The organism is Pseudarthrobacter sp. TRD_SC_9 (assembly GCF_055361265.1).
In genome coordinates this window covers 472284-491595 of sequence record NZ_CM143956.1, presented here as the reverse complement: position 1 = coordinate 491595, position 19312 = coordinate 472284, and the positions used below count along the sequence as shown (strand labels likewise).

17 protein-coding genes are annotated in these 19312 nt (G+C 63.6%); 7 read left to right on the top strand and 10 right to left on the bottom strand.

Annotated elements, in window-relative coordinates; translation table 11 throughout:
• Positions 1 to 6: 6 nt before the first annotated feature.
• From ACWA13_RS02270 to ACWA13_RS02255, 4 genes are read right to left on the bottom strand one after another with little or no spacing between them, the layout of a single operon-like run.
• Positions 7 to 1896: an IucA/IucC family protein gene (locus ACWA13_RS02270; protein ID WP_463936535.1), complete on the bottom strand. Its 1890-nt coding sequence runs from the start codon at positions 1894 to 1896 to the stop codon at positions 7 to 9.
• Positions 1893 to 2453 (bottom strand): GNAT family N-acetyltransferase, encoded by a 561-nt coding sequence (locus ACWA13_RS02265; RefSeq protein ID WP_463936533.1) that lies wholly within the window; start codon positions 2451 to 2453, stop codon positions 1893 to 1895. The genes ACWA13_RS02270 and ACWA13_RS02265 overlap by 4 nt, the downstream gene beginning before the upstream one ends.
• Positions 2450 to 3811: a lysine N(6)-hydroxylase/L-ornithine N(5)-oxygenase family protein gene (locus ACWA13_RS02260; RefSeq protein ID WP_463936531.1), complete on the bottom strand. Its 1362-nt coding sequence runs from the start codon at positions 3809 to 3811 to the stop codon at positions 2450 to 2452. Before ACWA13_RS02260 ends, ACWA13_RS02265 begins: the two co-directional genes overlap by 4 nt.
• On the bottom strand, positions 3808 to 5373 hold the full coding sequence (locus ACWA13_RS02255) for a pyridoxal phosphate-dependent decarboxylase family protein (protein WP_463937994.1): 1566 nt from the start codon (positions 5371 to 5373) through the stop codon (positions 3808 to 3810). Before ACWA13_RS02255 ends, ACWA13_RS02260 begins: the two co-directional genes overlap by 4 nt.
• A gap of 388 nt (positions 5374 to 5761) precedes the next feature.
• Here ACWA13_RS02255 and ACWA13_RS02250 point away from each other — a divergent pair, with 388 nt between their 5' ends.
• The gene (locus ACWA13_RS02250; protein ID WP_463936529.1) at positions 5762 to 6148 is read left to right on the top strand and encodes a hypothetical protein; all 387 of its coding nucleotides are present in this window, start codon (positions 5762 to 5764) and stop codon (positions 6146 to 6148) included.
• 58 nt (positions 6149 to 6206) lie between these two features.
• Here ACWA13_RS02250 and ACWA13_RS02245 read toward each other — a convergent pair whose 3' ends face one another.
• From ACWA13_RS02245 to ACWA13_RS02225, 5 genes are all read right to left on the bottom strand, one after another.
• Complete coding sequence (locus ACWA13_RS02245) at positions 6207 to 6530, bottom strand: GNAT family N-acetyltransferase (protein WP_463936527.1); 324 nt, start codon at positions 6528 to 6530, stop codon at positions 6207 to 6209.
• A 15-nt stretch (positions 6531 to 6545) separates the two neighbouring features.
• Positions 6546 to 7865 (bottom strand): acyltransferase family protein, encoded by a 1320-nt coding sequence (locus ACWA13_RS02240; protein WP_463936525.1) that lies wholly within the window; start codon positions 7863 to 7865, stop codon positions 6546 to 6548.
• Between the two features lie 134 nt (positions 7866 to 7999).
• A complete protein-coding gene (locus tag ACWA13_RS02235) occupies positions 8000 to 8983 on the bottom strand; it encodes a LacI family DNA-binding transcriptional regulator (protein WP_463936523.1) in 984 nt (327 codons plus the stop codon).
• Between the two features lie 50 nt (positions 8984 to 9033).
• The gene (locus ACWA13_RS02230; RefSeq protein ID WP_463936521.1) at positions 9034 to 10611 is read right to left on the bottom strand and encodes a glycoside hydrolase family 43 protein; all 1578 of its coding nucleotides are present in this window, start codon (positions 10609 to 10611) and stop codon (positions 9034 to 9036) included.
• The gene (locus ACWA13_RS02225; RefSeq protein ID WP_463936519.1) at positions 10608 to 11546 is read right to left on the bottom strand and encodes a DUF6807 family protein; all 939 of its coding nucleotides are present in this window, start codon (positions 11544 to 11546) and stop codon (positions 10608 to 10610) included. Before ACWA13_RS02225 ends, ACWA13_RS02230 begins: the two co-directional genes overlap by 4 nt.
• A gap of 289 nt (positions 11547 to 11835) precedes the next feature.
• On the opposite strand from ACWA13_RS02225, the gene ACWA13_RS02220 reads away from it, so the two are divergent.
• The 6 genes from ACWA13_RS02220 (at position 11836) to ACWA13_RS02195 (ending at position 18902) form a co-directional block, all read left to right on the top strand.
• Entirely contained in the window at positions 11836 to 13140 is a 1305-nt protein-coding gene (locus ACWA13_RS02220; protein WP_463936517.1) for an ABC transporter substrate-binding protein, read from the top strand.
• Between the two features lie 49 nt (positions 13141 to 13189).
• Positions 13190 to 14143 carry a carbohydrate ABC transporter permease gene (locus ACWA13_RS02215; protein WP_463936515.1) on the top strand — a complete coding sequence of 318 codons (954 nt, stop codon included), beginning with the start codon at positions 13190 to 13192 and terminating at the stop codon, positions 14141 to 14143.
• 10 nt (positions 14144 to 14153) lie between these two features.
• Positions 14154 to 15059 (top strand): carbohydrate ABC transporter permease, encoded by a 906-nt coding sequence (locus tag ACWA13_RS02210; RefSeq protein ID WP_463936513.1) that lies wholly within the window; start codon positions 14154 to 14156, stop codon positions 15057 to 15059.
• A 64-nt stretch (positions 15060 to 15123) separates the two neighbouring features.
• The gene (locus ACWA13_RS02205; protein WP_463936511.1) at positions 15124 to 17133 is read left to right on the top strand and encodes a pectinesterase family protein; all 2010 of its coding nucleotides are present in this window, start codon (positions 15124 to 15126) and stop codon (positions 17131 to 17133) included.
• Positions 17102 to 18613 (top strand): pectinesterase family protein, encoded by a 1512-nt coding sequence (locus tag ACWA13_RS02200; RefSeq protein ID WP_463936509.1) that lies wholly within the window; start codon positions 17102 to 17104, stop codon positions 18611 to 18613. Before ACWA13_RS02205 ends, ACWA13_RS02200 begins: the two co-directional genes overlap by 32 nt.
• A 79-nt stretch (positions 18614 to 18692) precedes the next feature.
• On the top strand, positions 18693 to 18902 hold the full coding sequence (locus ACWA13_RS02195; RefSeq protein WP_463936507.1) for a dodecin: 210 nt from the start codon (positions 18693 to 18695) through the stop codon (positions 18900 to 18902).
• Between the two features lie 67 nt (positions 18903 to 18969).
• On the opposite strand, the gene ACWA13_RS02190 is transcribed toward ACWA13_RS02195, so the two are convergent.
• The gene (locus ACWA13_RS02190) at positions 18970 to 19188 is read right to left on the bottom strand and encodes a hypothetical protein (protein ID WP_463936505.1); all 219 of its coding nucleotides are present in this window, start codon (positions 19186 to 19188) and stop codon (positions 18970 to 18972) included.
• Between the last annotated feature and the right edge of the window lie 124 nt (positions 19189 to 19312).

Sequence of the window (19312 nt, the reverse complement as noted above, 5' to 3'; positions counted from 1 at the left end):
TAGCTGTTACCGGCCCGCGAACCTGGCCAGCGGGTTCACCAGCCTGCCGGCCATCTGCAGCCCGCCGGACGGATCCGTGAGGTCCAGCATCTGCTGGTTGTTGCGCAGCTGCAGGCGGTTCAGGCAGGACAGCTCGAAGTCCGGGGCGAAGAGATCGTGCATGGCGAACTGGTCGGCAAGCTCCGGGTGCCGTTGTTGGTAGTCACGCACGACGGCGGCCGTCACCTTCCAGAATTCATCCTCGGCCAGGGTGCCGTCCTCCGCGAGAATTGCGGACAGGAAGCGGAAGATGCAGTCGAAGACGTCCGTGAAGATTGCCAGCACCATCTCTTCGGCCGGAATGTCGGCTTTGATGCGGGAAACGTCCTCCGACAGCTCCAGGTCCCCCATCACCACAATTTCCTCAGCGATGTCCTTCATGATGGCCCGCACCGGAACGCCATTCTCCAGGACCAGGATGACGTTCTCGCCATGCGGCATAAAGGCGAGTTCGTACTCGAAGAGGCAGTGGACCAGGGGCACCAGGTAGGCCTCCAAGTAGCGGCGCAGCCAGTCGGCCGGCTCCAGCCCTGAACGCTTGATGAGCTGGGACGCCACAGAAACGCCGTCGGAATCAACGTGCAGCAGCGAAGCCATGGTGGCGAGCTGCTGGCCGTCTTCGAGCAGCGGAAGGGGACTCTCCCTCCACAGCGCGGAGAGCATCTTGCGGTAGGCCGAGCCCTTGGCCGAAGCAGCCTCGTAGTAGTGATTGTGATAGCCGATCGCGGCCGTCTCCCGGATCATGGCCAGTCCGCGGTCCTGGAGTTCCCGGTCCTGGCCGATGAGGTCCTGCAGCCAGTCGTTGATGGCAGGGGTGGCCTTCATGTACTGCGGCGACAGGCCACGCATGAAGCCCATGTTCAGCACCGACATCGCGGTCTTGACGTAGGCCTTACGTGGCTTGGTTGTGTTAAAAAAGGTCCTGATGGACTGCTGCGCCTGGTAGGCGTCGGCCCCGGTACCGAGATGCACGATGTGCCGCTGCGCGATCTCCGCGGCAAACGTCACCGTGAGCTTGTTCTCCCACTGCCACGGATGCACCGGCATCAGCAGGTACTGGCGGGGATCCAGGCCGGCCTTCGCAAGCCCGGCATCGAAGCAGGCCAGGACGTCGGCGCCCAGCTCGGCTTCGAAGTGGCTGCGGTAGTCCAGTCCGGCACTGGACGTGAAGACAGCCTTGTTCTTGTGTACGGCAATCCACTCCAGCTGGACCGCTGCCCCGGTTTCCGGTGCAAAGGCGTGGTAATCAGTGATGCCGAAGCCCAGGCGGCCGTTGTTGGCCACAAAGCAGGGATGCCCCTCGGTCATGCTGCGCTCGATGGCCTGGAAGTCGGCAGCAGTGTCGGCGCCGCCGGTGATGCCCGCCACGAGCTCTGCGGAGCCCGTGCTGGAACCCTGCTTGTAGGCGTGGCTGGAGAGTGTGCTGCTGATTTCTTCGAGGTAGACCGGCAACATCTCCTCGCGGATGGCCAACTGCTCCCGGAATTCGGTGATGAAGGCCAGGGCATCCAACGGCAATTCCACGGACCCTTCGATCCGCAGGATGGACTCCGCCGGAATACTCCAGTGCTCCAGCTCCAGCACGCGGGCCCGGAAGCGGTACTCCACTGTCGCGTCGTCACTCACTACGCGGTACAGGCCGCCGCCCGCTCCGCCCACTTCCTTGAGCAGCTCCGGGACCAGTATCCGTTCGTGTGAGAACTCGGCGAGCGCCTTACGGAGCAGATGACGGTTCGCGGCGGCCCAGCGGGTGGGCGTGAGGTGGTCCACGGAGCCAGTTGCTTTGGCGCGGGCGGGCGGCTGGATGCCGGTGGTTTCGGGGGCAGTTTTGTTGGGGGCTTCAATAATGGTGGTCATCTGGTCTCACTTACAGTCAGGGTTTCGAGGAAATCAGCACGGGTGCAGAAGCTCAGGAGCGCTTCCTTGCAGGTTTCGGACGGGTCGACGGCGGGTAAGGTCACCACGGCGCTGGGCCGGAAACCCACCCGTTTGTTCAGGGCCTGGATCTTGCGGTTGCGGGCATCCGGTTCCACCACAATGCGTTCCGTTGCAGAGTCCTCGAAGAGACGGGAGACCACTGAGCGCATCACGTCCAGGGTGTAACCGGGCCGGGGACCGGTTGCCGCTGGGGCCACCAGGAGGTGCATTCCCCGGTCGCCCGGCTGCATCGCGTAGACGGCGGCCAGCGGTGAGGCGGCGGGAACGTACTCCTCCATCAGGAAGGCGGGGACGCCGTCGTCGAGCCCCAACAGTGCGTGGTGGTGGCCACTGGACTGGATCCTTGAGTACTCCTCCACAACGTCCTGGACCGTGGCGGACAGCATGCCCCAGAACGAAGCGTAGGGCTGTGAAACCCAGCTGTGGAGGAGCGGTGCATCCTGGATGGGATCCACACAGCGGAAGGTGAAGGTCACAGCGCTGCTCCCGCGAGTCCGGAGACACTTGTAGGCCCAGGCGTCCCGGAGCCATCCGGCTGTTGGGGTGCCCCGAACTGCTGGAAGGCGATGCTCCGCTCCACCGGGTAGACCTCGCGCCCGGTGATGTCCCGCAGGATGCAGGAGTTCCGGTAAGCGGCCATGCCCAGGTCCGGGGTGACGAAGCCGTGGGTGTGCAGCTCGGCGTTCTGGACGAAGATTTCGCCGGGTTCCACGCCGGTGGAGTAGTTACGGGCGACGTCGAACCGGCCCTGGGAGTCGCGGGCAATCCGGTCCTGGATTCCGGCCAGGAATGCGGGCTCCCGGTAGCCGTAGCCGGTAGACAGGACCACTGCCTCGCTCTCCAGCGCGTAGTCCTTGCCGTGCTCCTCGTGGCGCAGCTTGAGGGTGTGCAGGCCGGCCGATGGATTCCAGCTGGCGTCGTTCAGGGCCGAATGGGTGAGCAGCTGGCTGTCCACCATCCCGGAGAGGCTCTTCGTGTAAAGGAGGTCGTAGATGGCGTCTATCAGCTCGGAATTGATGCCCTTGTAGAGGTTCTTTTGGCTTTTGATCAGGCCATCGCGCTGTTCGGACGGGAGGCTGTGGAAGTAGTCCACATACTCCGGCGACGTCATCTCCAGGGTCAGCTTGGTGTATTCCAGCGGGAAGAACCTGCCGGACCGGGTCACCCAGTTCAGCTGGTACCCGTATACGTCGATGTCCTGCAGCAGCTCGTAGTAAATCTCCGCGGCGCTCTGGCCGCTGCCCACAATCGTGATACTGCGGGCGGCCTGCAGTTCACTCTTCCTCGACAGATAGTCGGCGTTGTGGAGGACAAGTCCGCCGCTGTCGCCGTCCACTATTCCTGCACACGACGCCGGCACATACGGTGACGTGCCCGTCCCCAACACCAGCCGCCGGGCCAAAAGTACCTGGGTGCCTGTGGAGGATGCGACGGTCAGCCGGTACACCCCGCCGTCGTACTTCACGTCGGTGACGTCGGAGCCAAACCGGATGGACCGCAGCTGCCCGGCAACCCACTGACAGTACTGGTTGTATTCGGCACGCAGGGGATAGAAGTTCTCGCGGATATAGAAGCGGTAGAGGCGGCCGGTCTGCTTGAGGAAGTTGAGGAAGGAATAGGGCGAGGTGGGGTCCGCGAGGGTCACGAGGTCTGCCATAAACGGAACTTGCAGGTGGGCCGGCTCCAGCATCATGCCCGGATGCCAGTCGAAGGAATCGCGGCGTTCCAGGAACACGCCGTTCAGGCCGGGGATGGGCTCGCTGAGGGCGGCAAGGCCAAGGTTGAACGGCCCCAGGCCGATTCCGGCGAAGTCGTAAACAGTTTCCGCGCTCATGCCGCGTCCTCACTGGCCATGGAAGCCTGGGCAGTTGAGGCCTGGCTGGTAGCTCCCTGCGGCATGTTCTCCTCCATGGTGGCCAGCAGTGAAGCGCCGGTGCAGCGGAGGAGTTCGATGATCTCGCGGATGTCGCCCAGGGTTGCCTCCGCGTTGAGAAGCGTGAATTTCAGGTAATGCCTGCCCGCCACCGTAGTTCCGGCCACCACTGCCTGCCCGGAGGCGAACACGGCCGCACGGATAGCAGGGTTCAGCACGTCGCTGCCATCCTCATCGAGGCGGGAACCGCCCACCACCGGCCGGTAGCGGAAGACGAGCGTACTCAGCCGGGGTGCCGCGGCGAGCTCGAAGTCCGGGTCTGCAGCCAGCACCGTTCCCACCCGGGCCGCCAGGTCAATGGCCTCGTCGAACAATGCCCCGATTGCTTCCGCGCCCATGATCCGCAGGGTCAGCCACAGCTTCAAGGCGTCAAAGCGGCGGGTGGTCTGGATACTCTTGTCCACCTGGTTTGGGATCTCGGCGCGGGCGGCGCTCTCCGGGTTGAGGTAGTCGGCGTAGTACGTGACGTGCTGCAGCATGGCCCGGTCACGGACCAGCAGGGCACTGGAGCTGACGGGTTGGAAGAAAGTCTTGTGGAAGTCCACGGTGACGGAATCAGCCAGCTGGCTCCCGTCCAGCAGGTGCCGGTAACGGTTGGACACCATCAGCCCGCCGCCGTACGCCGCATCGACATGGAACCAGGCACCGTAGGCGCGGGCCAGGGCCGCCATTTCCGCCAGCGGATCCACGGCCCCGAAGTCGGTGGTTCCGGCAGTGGCCACGACCGCCATGGCCAGCAGCCCGGCGTCGTGCGTTTGCGCCATCGCTTCCGCCAACGCCGACGGGTCCAGCCGGTGGTCCTCAGTGCACGCTACCGGGACCACGGCGTCGTAGCCCATCCCCAGCATGGACGCCGACTTCTGGATGCTGAAGTGGCTGTCCGCGGAGGTGAAGATCCGCAAGCGCTCCAGCAGCTGCGGGAGCCGGAGGTGCTCGTTCCCGGGCTCGCGCCGCAGCGCCCCCACGGCGTGGTTGCGGGCGATCAGCAGAGCCTGGAAGTTTGACTGGCTGCCACCGGACGTGAAGACGCCGTCTGCATCGGGCCCAAGGCCCAGCCGATCAGCTGTCCAGTCGACGAGCCTCCGCTCGATCATGGTGGCGCCGGCGCTTTGGTCCCACGTGTCCATCGAGGAATTCACCGCGGACAGAACAGCCTCCCCCACCAGCGCGGGAATGACCACCGGGCAGTTCAGGTGCGCTGCGTACTTGGCGTCATGGAAGTAGATGGCGTCCTTGAGGTACACGTCTTCCAGCTCGGCCAGCGCGGCGGCGGTGTCCGGCAGCGGACGGTCAAGATCGACGGCGGTAATCCTTGCCTTCATCTGCGCGGGTGCGATCCCTGTGAACGGCTGCCTGGTCCTGTCCAGTTTGGTAGCGACTGCGTTGACGCCCTGCAGCACCTGGGCAACGTAACGGGGCGAATTGCGCGCGTTGAACAAGTGGTTCGAGGCGGAGAGCGCCAGCTCGACCCGGGCGCCAAAGCCCTCATCCGCGTCGTTGTCGTTGGCGCGGCCACTGCCTGTGCGGTTAGTCGCGAAACTTGCGGGCGGAGCCGGGGGTTGTTCGATGCGGGGCGGTGGGGTCACGGGGTCATCCTTTGTTCTGACGTGTGTAGTGCACGACTAGCAAGGACAGCCTTACTTAGGCAACCCTTTTAGTCAAACTTCTGTTCCCTAATTGCTGCGAGTCGCGTCATTGACTTTCCCAAACCGCCCGGAGGGTCCAAAATGTCCACTTCATCGGCTTCCGCAGCAGGATGAAACGCCGGCGCGGAACCGCCGTCGGCAGCCGAAGCACAGCTGTAGGGTGTTGGGAATGGCGCCGCCCGGGCGCCGGGATACGGGGGCAACGATGGATCAACGCGAGGGTATCTCCAACTTCCGGGAGATCGATGCTAACGGGAATCCTGTTCCAGCACCCGGCCCGGGGAGTCGGCAGCTCGATGCGTGGGGCCAACCCGTAGGCGAAGACGCCGATTCCGACTCTGCATTCCTGCAAAAGATTAACCCGTTCATCGTCATTCTCTGGTTACTGGCGGCATTCCTGCTGGGGTGTGGCCTGTGGTTCTTTATGGAGTCAACGACGGGTTTCATCGGCCCTCCCGGACCCGCGTCCCAGTTCACCTACATGATGATGACTTTCGCACCCTGGGCGGTGATCGCGGGGCTTGCCACCCTTGCATGTTTGCTCTTCTGGCATGCCAACCAGTGGCAAAGGCGGCGCAACACACTCGGCTAGTTCCGGCGTCGGGCATTATCTGTCCCTCGCAAGCAGAGGGCGCCGGTGCGCTACGGTATCAGGGCCAGTCAACGCACTGTTCGTAGTCTTTGTGCTTGCGGAGGTACCCCGCGATGAACGGGCAATGCGGAATGATCCGCTTGCCCGAGGCCACAACATCGTCCAGCGCGAAGTGCGCCAGCACGCCGGCATAGCCGCGACCCCGGAACTCGTCATCCGATTCTGTGTGGGTGAAGTCTATGTGGCCGGGAAGTTCCACAAAATGCGTCTGCACCGCCACTTTTCCGCCCACCAACAGCTCATAACGTTGCTGCGCATCGTTGCGGACGGTGGTAACGTCGGCGCGGAACGCGTCCTGCTCCATCTCCGTGTTCTCAGTCATCCTTCGAGATTGGCACTACTTGGTGCGGCTGGCAATGCTCCGCTGATCCCGGTCTTGACGGGCTGGACCTGCCTCGGGGCCATCCGCTCCAAGCAGCAGCACCGCCAGCGCAAAGCATGCCGCACCGCCACCCAGCAGTCCCAGCGACAGCCCGTGCAGCGCCGCCTCAACGACAGGCAGGAAAACCACCACGGCCGCGGTGACCACAATGGCCGGTGCCCCGCCCCGGGGGTAGCCCGGCGCCGTCGGACGTTCCTCCAGACGGCCAAAGAGCGCTGCCGTGGGAAGCAGGAGAAGGACGACGGCGGCAAGCACCAAGGGGCGCGACCACCACCATCCTGCACTCCCGGCGGAAGGCAGGGGCAGGTCGGTGAGCAGCAGGAGTCCCAGCAGGGCCCCCACCAGCGGAAGGTGCCAGAGGTAGATGGTCATGCACCGGGCTCCGGCCAGCCGGACCGTCGCATTGATCCAACGCACGCTGCTAAGGAAACCCAGGACCGGGCGGGCCATCTGGAATACGGCGGTTTGTGCAACAGCAAGGAGGAACAGGGGCAGGTTGGGCGGGTTGAGGTTCACCAGCATGTTCCCGGAGTACAGCCCCACACCGGTGACCACACCCAGTGCCAGGTTTGCGGCCAGGGCCAAAGCCAGGCAGCCGGACGTTCCCAGCCGGGCGAAGGCGGAATCCGCCAGCAGGAAGCCCAGTTGCTGTACGGCGCACCAGACGAACACCATGTTCAGGTGGGCCACCAGGGGAAGGCCTCCGCGGAGGGAATCCACGGTCACCACCAACGCCACCAGGGCCGCCAATGTCAGCCAGGGAGCCCTCGCGTGCAGGCTGGCAAGCAGCGGAAGGGACAGTTGCGTGGTGAGGTAGGCGGCCAGGAACCACAGCGGCATCCCGGCGCCAGCCGCCAGGAGCTGGACCACCTGGGGATGGACTCCTGCGACCAACGCCAGCCACAGGCCCATAAACATGGCGGCCAGCAAAGCGGCAGTGGGCCTGATAAGCCGCAGCATCCGGGTCTGCGCGTACTGGACGACCGTCCCACCCCGGGCCCTCAGCCGGCGCCACGACTGCAGGCCCGTGTAGCCGCCCGCGACGAAGAATACCGGCATCACCATGAGGACCCAGATGACCGGCGTGAACCAGGGCTGATCGCCGAGGGTGTTCTGGGTGGTGACCGTGCCGTCGTCGTGAAGTTGGGGGCTGACCATCAGGCAATGGCCCATCACAACCAGCCCGAGGCAGATGAACCGGAGCACGTCTATGGCCGCGTCCCGCTCAGCAGCCGCTCCGCACTGGGCATTGGGTGGCACGTTTACACCAGACATATGAGCCCCTGAAGACTGGACGCTTTACGTCCATTGTCCTCCCGATGCGCCAGAGGGCGCTTACCAGCTGTGCGGGCGCCGGGACTCCCCCTGAGTGCTGTCTGGCCCGTCAACAACTCAGGACTTCAGGGCTCTCAGGGCAAGGCGGCCGGCGGGGCGGTTGTGCCCCTGATGACCAGTTCTGTGGCCATTTCCAATGCGCCGGGAATGTCCCGGTGCTCCTGCTGATCGGCCAGGATTCCCACGGCCATCGAGGCAAGCTGGGCCAACGGCTGCCGGACTGTGGTCAGCGGCGGCGACATCAGGGCCGCCTGGGCAATGTCGTCAAAACCCACCACGCTGAGCTGCTCGGGTATCTTCAGCGAGCGCTGCGTGGCGGCGTTCATCACACCCAATGCCTGGAGGTCGCTTCCGGTAAAGATAGCGGTGGGCCGCTCGGCGAGGTCCAGGAGGTCCCCGCCATGCCGGATACCCGATTCAATGCTGAAGTCCCCATCCCGCACCAGCTCCGGCAGCACCGGCAGACCGGCTTCGTGGAGGGCGGCGGCGTACGCGGCGTAGCGGGCGCGGCCATGGCCGGGACTATGTTTGCGGCCGGTGATGATGCCGATGCGCCGGTGGCCCTGGGCCAACAGATGGCCCACCGCCGCAAGGGCGCCGGAGAACGACGCCGGGCTGACGCTGGGGATGTCCAGGCCTTCGGTGCCTTCGGGGTCGATCGCAACAGCCGGGATGTTCAGGCTCCGCAGCGAGGTGACCAACTTGGATTCCCGCCGGGGTGCCAGCAAGATCACGCCGTCCAGCCGGTTGCCGGACGATTCGCGCAGTTTCCGCCAACTGTCCGGGGTAGCGTGCTCCGCCCGGGTGTAAACCGTGGTGTAGCCGAGCCGGGCCGCGGCGGCCTCGACGCCTTCCATCGTGGCCAGCACCCAGGGCGAGTCAAAGTTGTTAACTACCAGCTGCAACAGCCCGGGCTGCTGCGCAGGGGCGTTCCGCTTGCTGTAGTCCAGGTCCGCCAGCGCCTTCCGCACCTTGGTCCGGGTGGCTTCGGAAACGTGGGACCGGCCATTGAGGACTTTGGACACGGTGGGGACGGAGACGCCCGCTGCTGCAGCCACATCCGCAATCTTCGGGCGCGGAGCGGCGGTCAACGGGGTAGTCCTCACGATCACAGAGAAGCGGCGGCAAGATGCGGGGCTGAAACCCGGCGGACCGGTGCAACATCCACGCGCACAGGACCAACGATAACACCGCCTTTTTCCTCGGATCCCAGCGGAGAGGTGGCGAACAGGCCCAGTTCCGCGCCGATCCACTGCCCCTTGGCGACCTCGAAGTTCCAACCTTGCACTTCCCAGGGATCGCCCTCGCCTGCCCGCCAGGCGAAGGTCGAGCGCGGCGTTCCGTCGGTGCGGATCTGCAGCTCAATCCTTGGTCCGGCCAGCAGCAGTTGGCGCCCCGGCTTCTGCTCCTGCGGGCCTTCTCCCCCGATGCCGCTGCCCAGGACATACCCCTCTGCCGTCCGGATAATTCCCAGCCAGGCGTACTCCAGGCCAAGGACAACGACGCCGGCCCGGGTGCCTACCGGAACGTCGTCCAGTTCCAGCGTGGTACTGAAGGTGGACGGTGTGCCGGGCAGGATCTGTGCCAGGACGTTGGGCAGCTCGCGCAGGTTGATCGGGTCATTGGCCAGAGGCACCAGGACCCGGCGGCCGGGCCCGTCATGAAAGGACCATGAATCGTCCGGGTTTGCCTGCCAGTGCCATTGCGGGCCAAGCACTGGCGAATCGAAGGAGTCGCTGCTGGGCGGCGCAACGTTGTCCGGTGAAGTACCTTCCGGATAGGGGTGGCTGAGCACCGGAACTCCGGGACCGCCGTCGGGGTCCCTGTCACCCATCCACGGCCAGCCATCAGCGCCCCAGCCCATCGGCTGCAGGTGGACCACCCTGCCGTAGGGGCCGCGGTCCTGGAAGTGCAGGAACCAGTCCTGGCCCTCAGGAGTGGTGACCCATGCTCCCTGGTGAGGGCCGTTGACGTCAGAGGAACCCTGCTCCAAGACCCGTCGTTCCTCGTAGGGGCCGAACGGGGAACGGGAACGGAAGACAGACTGCCAGCCCGTGGCGACCCCGCCGGCCGGGGCAAAGATCCAGTACCAGCCGTCCCGCTTGTAAAACTTGGGGCCTTCCAGGGTGGTGAAGCCGGGCAGGTCCTCGCCGTTGATGACGTGGGTGCCGTGGTCCAGCAGGCGGCTCGCGTCCGGGCTCATGCGGTGGACGGTGAGCCGGTTCTTGACGCCGATCCGGCTCTTCGCCCAGCCGTGCACCAGGTACGCCTGGCCGTCGTCGTCCCACAGCGGGCAGGGGTCGATCAACCCGCGTCCGGGGTAGAGCAGATGCGGGGCGGTCCAGGGCCCCTCGGCCTTCTCAGCGCTCAACACGAAGATGCCGTGGTCTGGATCCGGGTAGAAGATCCAAAACCGTCCCTCGTGGTACCGGAGCGCGGGTGCCCACACGCCGCAACCGTGCCGTACCAGCGAGTAGTGGCTGTCCTGCGGCAGGGCCTGGAGTGCATGGCCGGCGTGCTCCCAGTCCACGAGGTTCCGGGACCGCAGAACCGGAAGCCCGGGGACCCGGTTGAAGCTTGAGGCGATGAGGTAATACATACCATCCACCTGCACCGCATCCGGGTCAGGCCAGTCGCCGTTGAGGATCGGGTTGCTGTAGACGGGGGTAGGGAGCCGGGTTGTCATGGTGTCCTGTCGGGAGAGCGGGGGCCGTTTAATGCGGGGTGGTGCTGGAGCAATTCCAAGGCGCGGACGGGGGTTTCCGCCAGGCCGTCATGGATCACCGCGTGGAGGCTGAGTTCCAAAGGATGGTGGTGGTCTCCGCGGGCGGGCTCGGACCAGGCCACGGCCGGTCCGGCGCCCAGGTAATCCCCGGCACGGATAAACCAGGGGAACCGGGCCCGGCGCGTTGATTCAGCGATGGGTTGGATGACCGGCTCAGCATCCTGGGCCAGGACGATGCTCACTGGACCATCAGGCAGGAAGACGGTGATGGACAACCAGGGAGATCGTGAGCCGTGGGCGGCGGCTTCGCCCGTACCGTCCGCGGACATGATCAGCGGCGCGCCGGAGCCCCGGGGGAACCGCCAGAAGATTCCGCCATAGCCGGCCCCTTTCCTGCCCTTGACGGCCGACGACGACACCTCCAAAGCGTCCGCGCCGGCTCCCGGAACCATCACCGAGTCAAGCGTCAGGCTCCAGGTTCCAGCCTCCGGGTTACCCAAGGCCCTGATGGTTCTCTTCTCGAGGCCCAGTTCGACTCCCGCGGCAGAGCGCCAGGACACCGAGCCGGCCGCATGGCTCCCGTCATACTGCCAGCCCGACGGAACCTGGGTTCCGTGGTTTGGCAACAATGCCGGCCCGCTGGAGGTGTAGGTGGATCCACCCCAAAAGTTAGTTCCGTTGAGGTCCGCGAACGCCACGGAAAGGCCCAGATGATGTGGATGGTCGGCAGGTTCAACCTCGGTGATGGTGGTGCCGGCCAGGGACGTCACCGGGTGCAGGTAGGGCCTCGGAGCGTGGACTGCGGGCTGCAGCTGGCCGCTGTGGTGGGCGGCAACCTGCTGCCCCTTCACGGTGAGGGCGGAGCCCAAAACCGCCGGTGCATCATTGCCTGGCATGGGTTCCTCCGCGTCTTTGCGCTGGTTGGTCGGGTGTGGTGGAGATCAGCATATCCATGCAGAAAACCATCGGCAAGTACTAAAGAAAGTTTCTTCTTAAGTCCGGTCACATATTTTGGGGAACGTGTTGACAGTCACAGGGTTTCCTTGGTAGAAATCGTTTACTCACTATTCCTCCCGGTCTTCGCTCATATTGTTGCAGCCAAGATTCCGGCAATTTTGACGGAACCGGTAAAGAAACTTTCTGACCCACTTCCGCATAACCGCACCACTTGAGAGGCGTCATTCAATGAAGAAGACAGTCAGCACCCCCATCCCGCGGAGGATCTTCCTCGGCGGTGCCATCACAGCTGCCGGCCTGGCTCTCAGCGCATGCGGCGGAGGTTCCTCGCCGGCGGCAAGTGGCCCCGTCGAACTGAACTTCGTTTACTGGGGCGACTCCAACCGGGCCAAGATGACCGACGCGGCAATCAAAGTCTTCGAGGAAAAGAACCCCGGCATCACTGTCAAGAGCGAATACCAGGACAGCGGCCCCTATGCGGACAAGCTGGCCACCCGGTTTGCTGGCGGAAACCCGCCTGATGTGTTGAACATGGCGAACCGCAGCTTGCTGGAGTATGCCCAGCGCGGCACCTTGGCAGACCTGAAGTCCTTCCCGGAACTTAACGTCGACGAAGTTCCTGCAGCCATCCAGAGCCGTGGAGAGGTGGACGGGAAGCTTTACGGCCTGGCCACCGGCGTGACCACTATCGGCATTGTGGTCAACAAGACCATTACGGACCAGGCCGGCGTGACCATTCCGGATGACAAGACCTGGAGCTGGGAGGATTACGCCAAGTTCGCCACCGAGGTAACGCAAAAGACCGGCGGAAAAGTCTACGGCGCCGGGTTCGACGTCGCTACCGAGACCGGGCCGATCATGCTCGCCCGGCAGCGCGGCGAGGACTTCTACACGAAGGACAACAAGCTCGGCGTCAGCGAGGAAACCATCCGGGACTGGTTCCAGTACAGCGTGGACCTGCGCGCTGCAGGGGGCTACCCGCCAGCCGGCTTCTTCGAACAAGTCGGCGGTTCAGCTGCCCAGTCATACCTGGCCAAGGGCACCGTGGCCTCCCAGATCATCCCCATCAACAACTACAAGGGCTACAACGAGGCCGCTGGCGGCAACGTGGTGCTGCTGCGCGTGCCTGGCGAAACCACCGAAGAACGCCGGGGATATTCTGCCGATCCCAGCATGCTGTGGTCCATAGCAGCGAAGTCGAAGCACCCCAAAGAGGCTGCGAAACTGCTGGATTTCCTGATCAACGACGTCGACGGGGCCGCCGAAACACTCACACAGCGCGGCGTACCGATCAACCCTAAGGTGGTCGAAGCCATCATGCCGAAGCTCGGCGCGGATGACACCAAATTCGTGCAGATGGTGGCGGATATCCAGAAGGACGAACTGGCCCCCGCCTACGTCTACCCGAAGGGCGCCAGTGTTGTGGCGGACACCCTCAAGCAGCTGGCCACTGAGGTGGAATTCGGCCGGATCACACCGGCTGACGCTGCCAAGACCTTCCTCGAGAAGAGCAATGCAGCCATTAACAAGTAGCCGTTCCGCCCGCACACCGCTCCACCTGAAGCAGATAGGAGCCTGACGCATGTCAGTGCTGACCAAACAAGCCCCCGGCGCGGTCGCCGCCCTCGCTTCGGGAGGTACGGGCAAAGCCAAACGGGGCACGCCGCGACGGAAGAACCAGCGCTCCGGCTACCTGTTCCTGCTGCCGTGGTTCCTGGGCATGCTGTTCACCATCATTCCGTTCTTCGCTTCGCTGTACCTGGCGTTCACGGACTACAACCTGTTCACCGAGCCCAATTTAATAGGCCTGGCCAACTTCCAGGCAATGATGGAAGACCCGCGCCTCCTGCAGTCACTGAAGGTCACGTTCATCTACACCTTTGTGTCGGTGCCGATCTCGCTGGCCGCCGCTCTGGGGATCGCTCTGGTCCTGAACAGGGGACTCCAGGGGCTGGCAATCTACCGCTCCGTGTATTACCTGCCGTCCCTGCTGGGAGGCAGCGTGGCAATCGTGATGCTGTGGCGCTACATCTTCGGCAACGACGGAATCGTCAACAGCTTCCTGGGCCTGTTCGGAATCCAGGGGCCCGCATGGGTTACGGATCCGGAGTTCGCCCTCAGCACCCTCATTGTGCTGAACGTGTGGACGTTCGGTTCGCCCATGGTGATCTTCCTGGCCGGCCTGCGCCAGGTCCCCACCATGTATTACGAGGCGGCCGCCATCGACGGGGCATCGAAAGCGCGGCAGTTCCGCAGCATCACCTTGCCGCTCATCAGCCCCATCATCTTCTTCAACCTGATCATGCAGCTCATCGGTTCTTTCCAGACCTTCACGCAGGGCTACGTCATGAGTGGAGGTACCGGCGGTCCAGCGGATTCAACCCTTTTCTACAACCTCTACCTGTACCAGAAGGGCTTCACGGAGTTCGAGATGGGGTACGCCTCCGCCATGGCCTGGCTGCTGCTGATGATCATTGCGATCTTCACCGCCATCAACTTCATCGCGTCCAAGTTCTGGGTCTTCTACGACAATTAAGGCAACCGCAATGGCTCTCCTCGAACAATCCCTCAAGCCCAAGCAGGTCAAGCCCGCAAAGGAAACAGCGCCGGAGGATGCCCTCACGGGCACCAGCGGCACCCGCTTTTCCCGCCACCTGATCCTGTGCCTGGTGGGCCTGGTGATGCTGTACCCGCTCCTGTGGATGGTCTCCAGCTCCTTGAAGCCCAGCAATGACATCTTCCGGCAGTTGGGGCTATGGCCCGAAAACTGGGATTTCAGCAACTACGAACAGGGCTGGACGGCCCTCAACCAGCCCTTCCACGTGTACCTGATCAACTCCATGATCATTGTGGTGTTCTCCATAGTGGGCAATATCTTCTCCTGTGCACTGGCCGCCTACGCCTTTGCCCGCATGGAATTCACCGGCCGGAAGCTGTTCTTCGCGCTGATGCTGGGGACCCTGATGCTGCCGGGCCATGTCCTTCTGGTGCCGCAGTACATCATCTTCTCCCAGCTGGGTTGGCTGGATACGTATCTGCCGTTGATCGTGCCAAACTTCATGGCCACGAACGCTTTCTTCATCTTCCTGATGGTCCAATTCATGAAGGCTCTGCCCCAGGAGCTGGATGACGCCGCCCAGATCGACGGTTGTGGACCCTTCCGCACGTTCCTCCGCGTCATCATGCCGCTGTGCATCCCGGCCATGGCCACCACAGCGATCTTCACCTTCATCTCCACCTGGAATGAGTTCTTCGGTCCACTCCTCTACATCCAGAACCAGGACCTGTACACGGTCCCGCTGGCACTGCGGGCGTTCATGGACTCAGAGGGCCAGAGCATGTGGGGGCCCATGTTCGCAATGTCCGTGGTATCCATTGCGCCGATCATCGGATTCTTCATCGCCGGCCAGAAATACCTCATCAACGGCATCGCCACCACCGGCCTGAAGTAGGCCCACAGTCTCCACGTATCACCGCTCCAACATCTCTGACTGACACAAAACAAAGGAGTTTTGCATGAGTTTGCGACGTCTACTCGGCGCGGCCACCGCCGTCGTCATCCTGGGAAGCCTCACCGCTGTTCCGGCCCAGGCAGCGCCCTCCGGCGCACTAACGCTTCCGACGGCGGTGCCCGCAACTTCCGGCGCCACCGGTACCCCCGAAGCGCTGTGGAAGCAAAAACCCGACGGTTTTGCATCCCTTCCCGGCAACGGGCTTGCCGGAACCACCGGCGGCCAGGCGGGCCGCATAGTCACCGCCACCACCCTGCAGGAGCTCAAGGACTACGCCTCGGCCAGTGAGCCGCTGGTGATCTTCCTCGAAGGCACCCTTTCTGCCGACCAGTATGTGAAGATTCCGGTGGCCGCGGACAAAAGCTTCATCGGCGCCGGCGCCGGCGCCGAACTGGTCAACGCCGGCTTCAAACTCATCAACGTCTCCAACGTGATCTTCCGGAACTTCACCATACGGGACTCGTATATCCCCGGCGACTGGGACGGAAAACGCCCGGACAATGACCGCGACGGGATCCAGATCGATACCTCCCACCACATATGGGTGGATCACATGAAGATCCAACGCATGGGCGACGGCCTGATCGATACCCGCAAGGATTCCGACTACCTCACCTATTCCTGGAACGTCTTCGCTGACAACAACAAGGCCCTGGGCGTGGGCTGGACGGCCAACGCCGTGACCAAAATGACCATCCACCACAACTGGATCCGCAACACCACCCAGCGCAACTTCAGCATCGACAACACTGCAGCTGCCCACGTGTACAACAACTACCTGCAGGACATCGGCCAGTACGGAATGATGGGCCGCGGCGCCGCCAAGGTAGTGGTTGAGGCAAACAACTTCACCGCGGTCCAGGACCCGGTTGTGGCCAAGGACCCTGGAACGGAAGTGCGGAACAGCGGCAACATCTTCAACGGCACGCGCGGCCGCAAGGACAACGTGGGCACGGCCTTCGATCCCACGGCTTTCTATGCCTACCAGAAGGACGATGCTGCGCGCGTTCCGGAAATCGTTGCGTCCGGCGCCGGACCACGGGAAAACAACGCCCCCAACAACGCGACTGAGATCACTGTGGCGTTGGATGGCAGCGGCGACTTCGGCAGCCTCCAGGCAGCCATTGGTTCCATCCCCAGCGGCAGCACCATTCCGCGCACCATTACGGTGAAACCCGGCATCTACCGGGAAGCGGTGAATATCTGGGCCGACCGGCCCAACCTGACCGTCCAGGGCGCGACAGCCCACCCGGCCGACGTCGTCATCACCTATGACACCCCCGCTAACGGCATCAAGTTCTTTGGAGGCACCTGGGGTACCAGCGGCAGCGCCACCATCAACGTCCTCGCCTCGGACACCACCGTGCGGAACCTGACGGTGGAGAACTCCTATGACGAAGCTGCCAATGGCTCCAGCCAGGCACTGGCCGTCCGTTCCGTGGGCGACCGCGTGACCTTCGACGGCACCCGCTTTCTTGGCAACCAGGATACCTACCTGGCGGACACCACCGGGCGCGATGCCACGGCCCGGACCTACCTCCAGAACTGCTACATCGAGGGCGACGTGGACTTCATTTACGGCCGCGGCACGGCCGTGTTCGACGGCTGCACCATCCACTCGCTGGACCGCGGCAGCGCCACCAATAACGGCTACATTGTTGCTCCCAGCACCAAGAACTCCAACCCCTTCGGCTTCCTGATCGTGGACAGCAACCTGACCAGCAACGCGGCTCCCGGAACTGTCAGCCTGGGCCGGCCCTGGTTTGCCAGCAGTGATCCCAATGCCCACCCCATGGCCGTCATCCGGGACTCCACCCTGGGCAGCCACATCGCGGTCCAGGGCTGGGCGGATATGAGCGGACACCACTGGTCCGAGGGCCGGTTCGCGGAATTCAACAACGGCGGACCCGGTGCGCACATAAATGAGTTCCATCCCCAGCTCAGCGCCGACGAAGCACCCGCCTTCACCAAGGAGACCTTCCTTGGCGACTGGACCCCCGAAGGACGTGGTTGAGATGGCGGCATTTGACCGGGCATTCCCCGCCTCCGGGCTGCCACGCCGGACTGTGCTCACCAGTGGCCTGGCGGCGGGCGGACTGTTCGCATCCGGCCTTCTCGCCGCAGCCGGACCGGCCGCAGCACAACCGGCAGTGGCACAACCGGCAGTGGCGAACGGCTATGCCGAAGCCGGGTTGCCCCGCAACCTGGCGCTGAACGGCACGGTATGGACCGACGCTCCGGAAGGTTACGCCGGAATCTCCGGCCACGGACGGGACAGCACCACCGGCGGCACCGGAGGAAGGATTGTGCACGCCTCTACTCCGGAACAGCTTAGGGAGTTCGCCGCCAGTCCCGATCCCCTGGTGGTGATTATTGACGGCGTTTTGACGTTCCTCGTGTACGAGAAACTGCGGGTCACAGCCAACAAGTCGTTCTTGGGCAAAGGCCAAGGAGCCGCCGTGGTGAACGCCGGCTTCAAGCTCATCAATGTTTCCAACGTTATCTTCCGCAACTTCACCGTCCGGGACTCCTACATTCCGGGCGACTTCGCAGGGAAGCGACCGGATAACGATCGTGACGGCATCCAAATGGATACCTGCACACATGTCTGGGTGGATCACATGTACCTCACCCGGCTAGGCGACGGGCTGGTGGACATCCGGAAGGACTGCGACAACGTCACCTTGTCCTGGAACGTCTTCGCTGACCACAACAAGGCTTTGGGCGAGGGGTGGACCCAGAACGTTGTCACGCGGGTGACACTGCACCATAACTGGGTCAGGAATACCCACCAACGCAACGCCAGCCTGGACAACACAGCTGCGTCCCACGTCTACAACAACTACCTGGAGAACATCTCCAGCTACGGAATGCTGGGACGCAACGCAGCCCTGCTGGTAGTGGAGGGAAACTACTTCCGCGATGTCCGGAACCCGCTGCACCACCAGGGCCCGGGAGGCGAGCTGGTAGCTCGCCACAACGTATTTGAGCAATGCAGCGGAAATACCGGCGAGCAGCGGGGAAGCTCTTTTGTTCCTCCCTACCCGTACACGTTGACGCCGGCAGAAGCCGTGCCGGGAGTTGTGCGGGCCTTCGCCGGGCCTGCGGGAGGAACAGCTCCCACGGACCGCAGCGTGATCACGGTGGCCCTGGATGGTACCGGGGACTTTGCCAGCATCCGGGCTGCGATTGGTGCCATCCCGTCCAACAACCCCGGCCCGGTCACGGTCCTGGTCAAGCCCGGCACTTATCACGAGCCGGCGGTAATCTGGGGCGACCGCCGGAACGTCACCTTGGCCGGAGCCACCGGCCAGGCGGCGGACGTGGTGTTGACCAACAGCGAGGGAACCACCCTGCTGGTTGCGGCGGCCGGTTCCAGCATCAGGGACCTCACCGTCACGTCCGACACCCCTCAGCACGGTCACGTCCTCAGGACAACCGGCCGTCATGTCAGCACCAGCAATGTGGTGATACTCAACGGCACCTCCGGCTGAGCTCTGGCCCCCGCTTCGAACTACTACTAGTCTTCAGGGACAGCCCAAGTGGGAGATTCACGAGACTGAGGAGAGCATTATGACTAACAACACCTACAGCATTTCCGAGATCGTCGGCACCTCAAACACGGGCGTGGACGACGCAGTCCGCAACGGAATTGCCGAGGCCGCCAAAACTCTCCGGAACCTGGACTGGTTCGAGGTCAAGGAGATCCGGGGGCATCTGGAGAACGGCGAAGTAGCTGACTGGCAGGTCACCATCAAGCTGGGCTTCCGCCTGGAACGCTGAACCACCACTCGCCAACCAGGTAGCAGTAGACGCCGTTTAGAGTTCTGGAAACGGCAACTACTGCTACCTAGTTGGGTGAGATGACGCCTGCGGAAACCCGCCGCCATACTGTGGGCACGCCGTCGAACGCGGGGAACACGGTGCCCTCGAAAACGGACAGCACGGTTGTGGGATCCGATTCCGGGCTCCAAAGGCCCGAGACCGGGCAATGCGAGCCGGTGGCCGTGACCTGGCCTTGGCCGGCAGCCGACGCCTGGCGTTCCTTGAGCAGCGAGATGCGTTTCATCGTTGAAGACCATCCTTGGTGGAGAAAACGGAGATAGCTCCAGCCTAGGAAAAGGCCAGCGGGGTCCCAATGGGCTGCTGGCTAGATTCGTGCGGCCACGCTGGACAATTGCACAGCGGACAAT

Bases quoted from the DNA above. Each gene is read 5' to 3' on its own strand.
- ACWA13_RS02270 (WP_463936535.1), bottom strand. From the start codon at position 1,896: ATGACCACCATTATTGAAGCCCCCAACAAAACTGCCCCCGAAACCACC.
- ACWA13_RS02260 (WP_463936531.1), bottom strand. From the start codon at position 3,811: ATGAGCGCGGAAACTGTTTACGACTTCGCCGGAATCGGCCTGGGGCCG.
- ACWA13_RS02250 (WP_463936529.1), top strand. From the start codon at position 5,762: ATGGATCAACGCGAGGGTATCTCCAACTTCCGGGAGATCGATGCTAAC.
- ACWA13_RS02245 (WP_463936527.1), bottom strand. From the start codon at position 6,530: ATGACTGAGAACACGGAGATGGAGCAGGACGCGTTCCGCGCCGACGTT.
- ACWA13_RS02240 (WP_463936525.1), bottom strand. From the start codon at position 7,865: ATGTCTGGTGTAAACGTGCCACCCAATGCCCAGTGCGGAGCGGCTGCT.
- ACWA13_RS02230 (WP_463936521.1), bottom strand. From the start codon at position 10,611: ATGACAACCCGGCTCCCTACCCCCGTCTACAGCAACCCGATCCTCAAC.
- ACWA13_RS02225 (WP_463936519.1), bottom strand. From the start codon at position 11,546: ATGCCAGGCAATGATGCACCGGCGGTTTTGGGCTCCGCCCTCACCGTG.
- ACWA13_RS02220 (WP_463936517.1), top strand. From the start codon at position 11,836: ATGAAGAAGACAGTCAGCACCCCCATCCCGCGGAGGATCTTCCTCGGC.
- ACWA13_RS02215 (WP_463936515.1), top strand. From the start codon at position 13,190: ATGTCAGTGCTGACCAAACAAGCCCCCGGCGCGGTCGCCGCCCTCGCT.
- ACWA13_RS02210 (WP_463936513.1), top strand. From the start codon at position 14,154: ATGGCTCTCCTCGAACAATCCCTCAAGCCCAAGCAGGTCAAGCCCGCA.
- ACWA13_RS02205 (WP_463936511.1), top strand. From the start codon at position 15,124: ATGAGTTTGCGACGTCTACTCGGCGCGGCCACCGCCGTCGTCATCCTG.
- ACWA13_RS02195 (WP_463936507.1), top strand. From the start codon at position 18,693: ATGACTAACAACACCTACAGCATTTCCGAGATCGTCGGCACCTCAAAC.
- ACWA13_RS02190 (WP_463936505.1), bottom strand. From the start codon at position 19,188: ATGAAACGCATCTCGCTGCTCAAGGAACGCCAGGCGTCGGCTGCCGGC.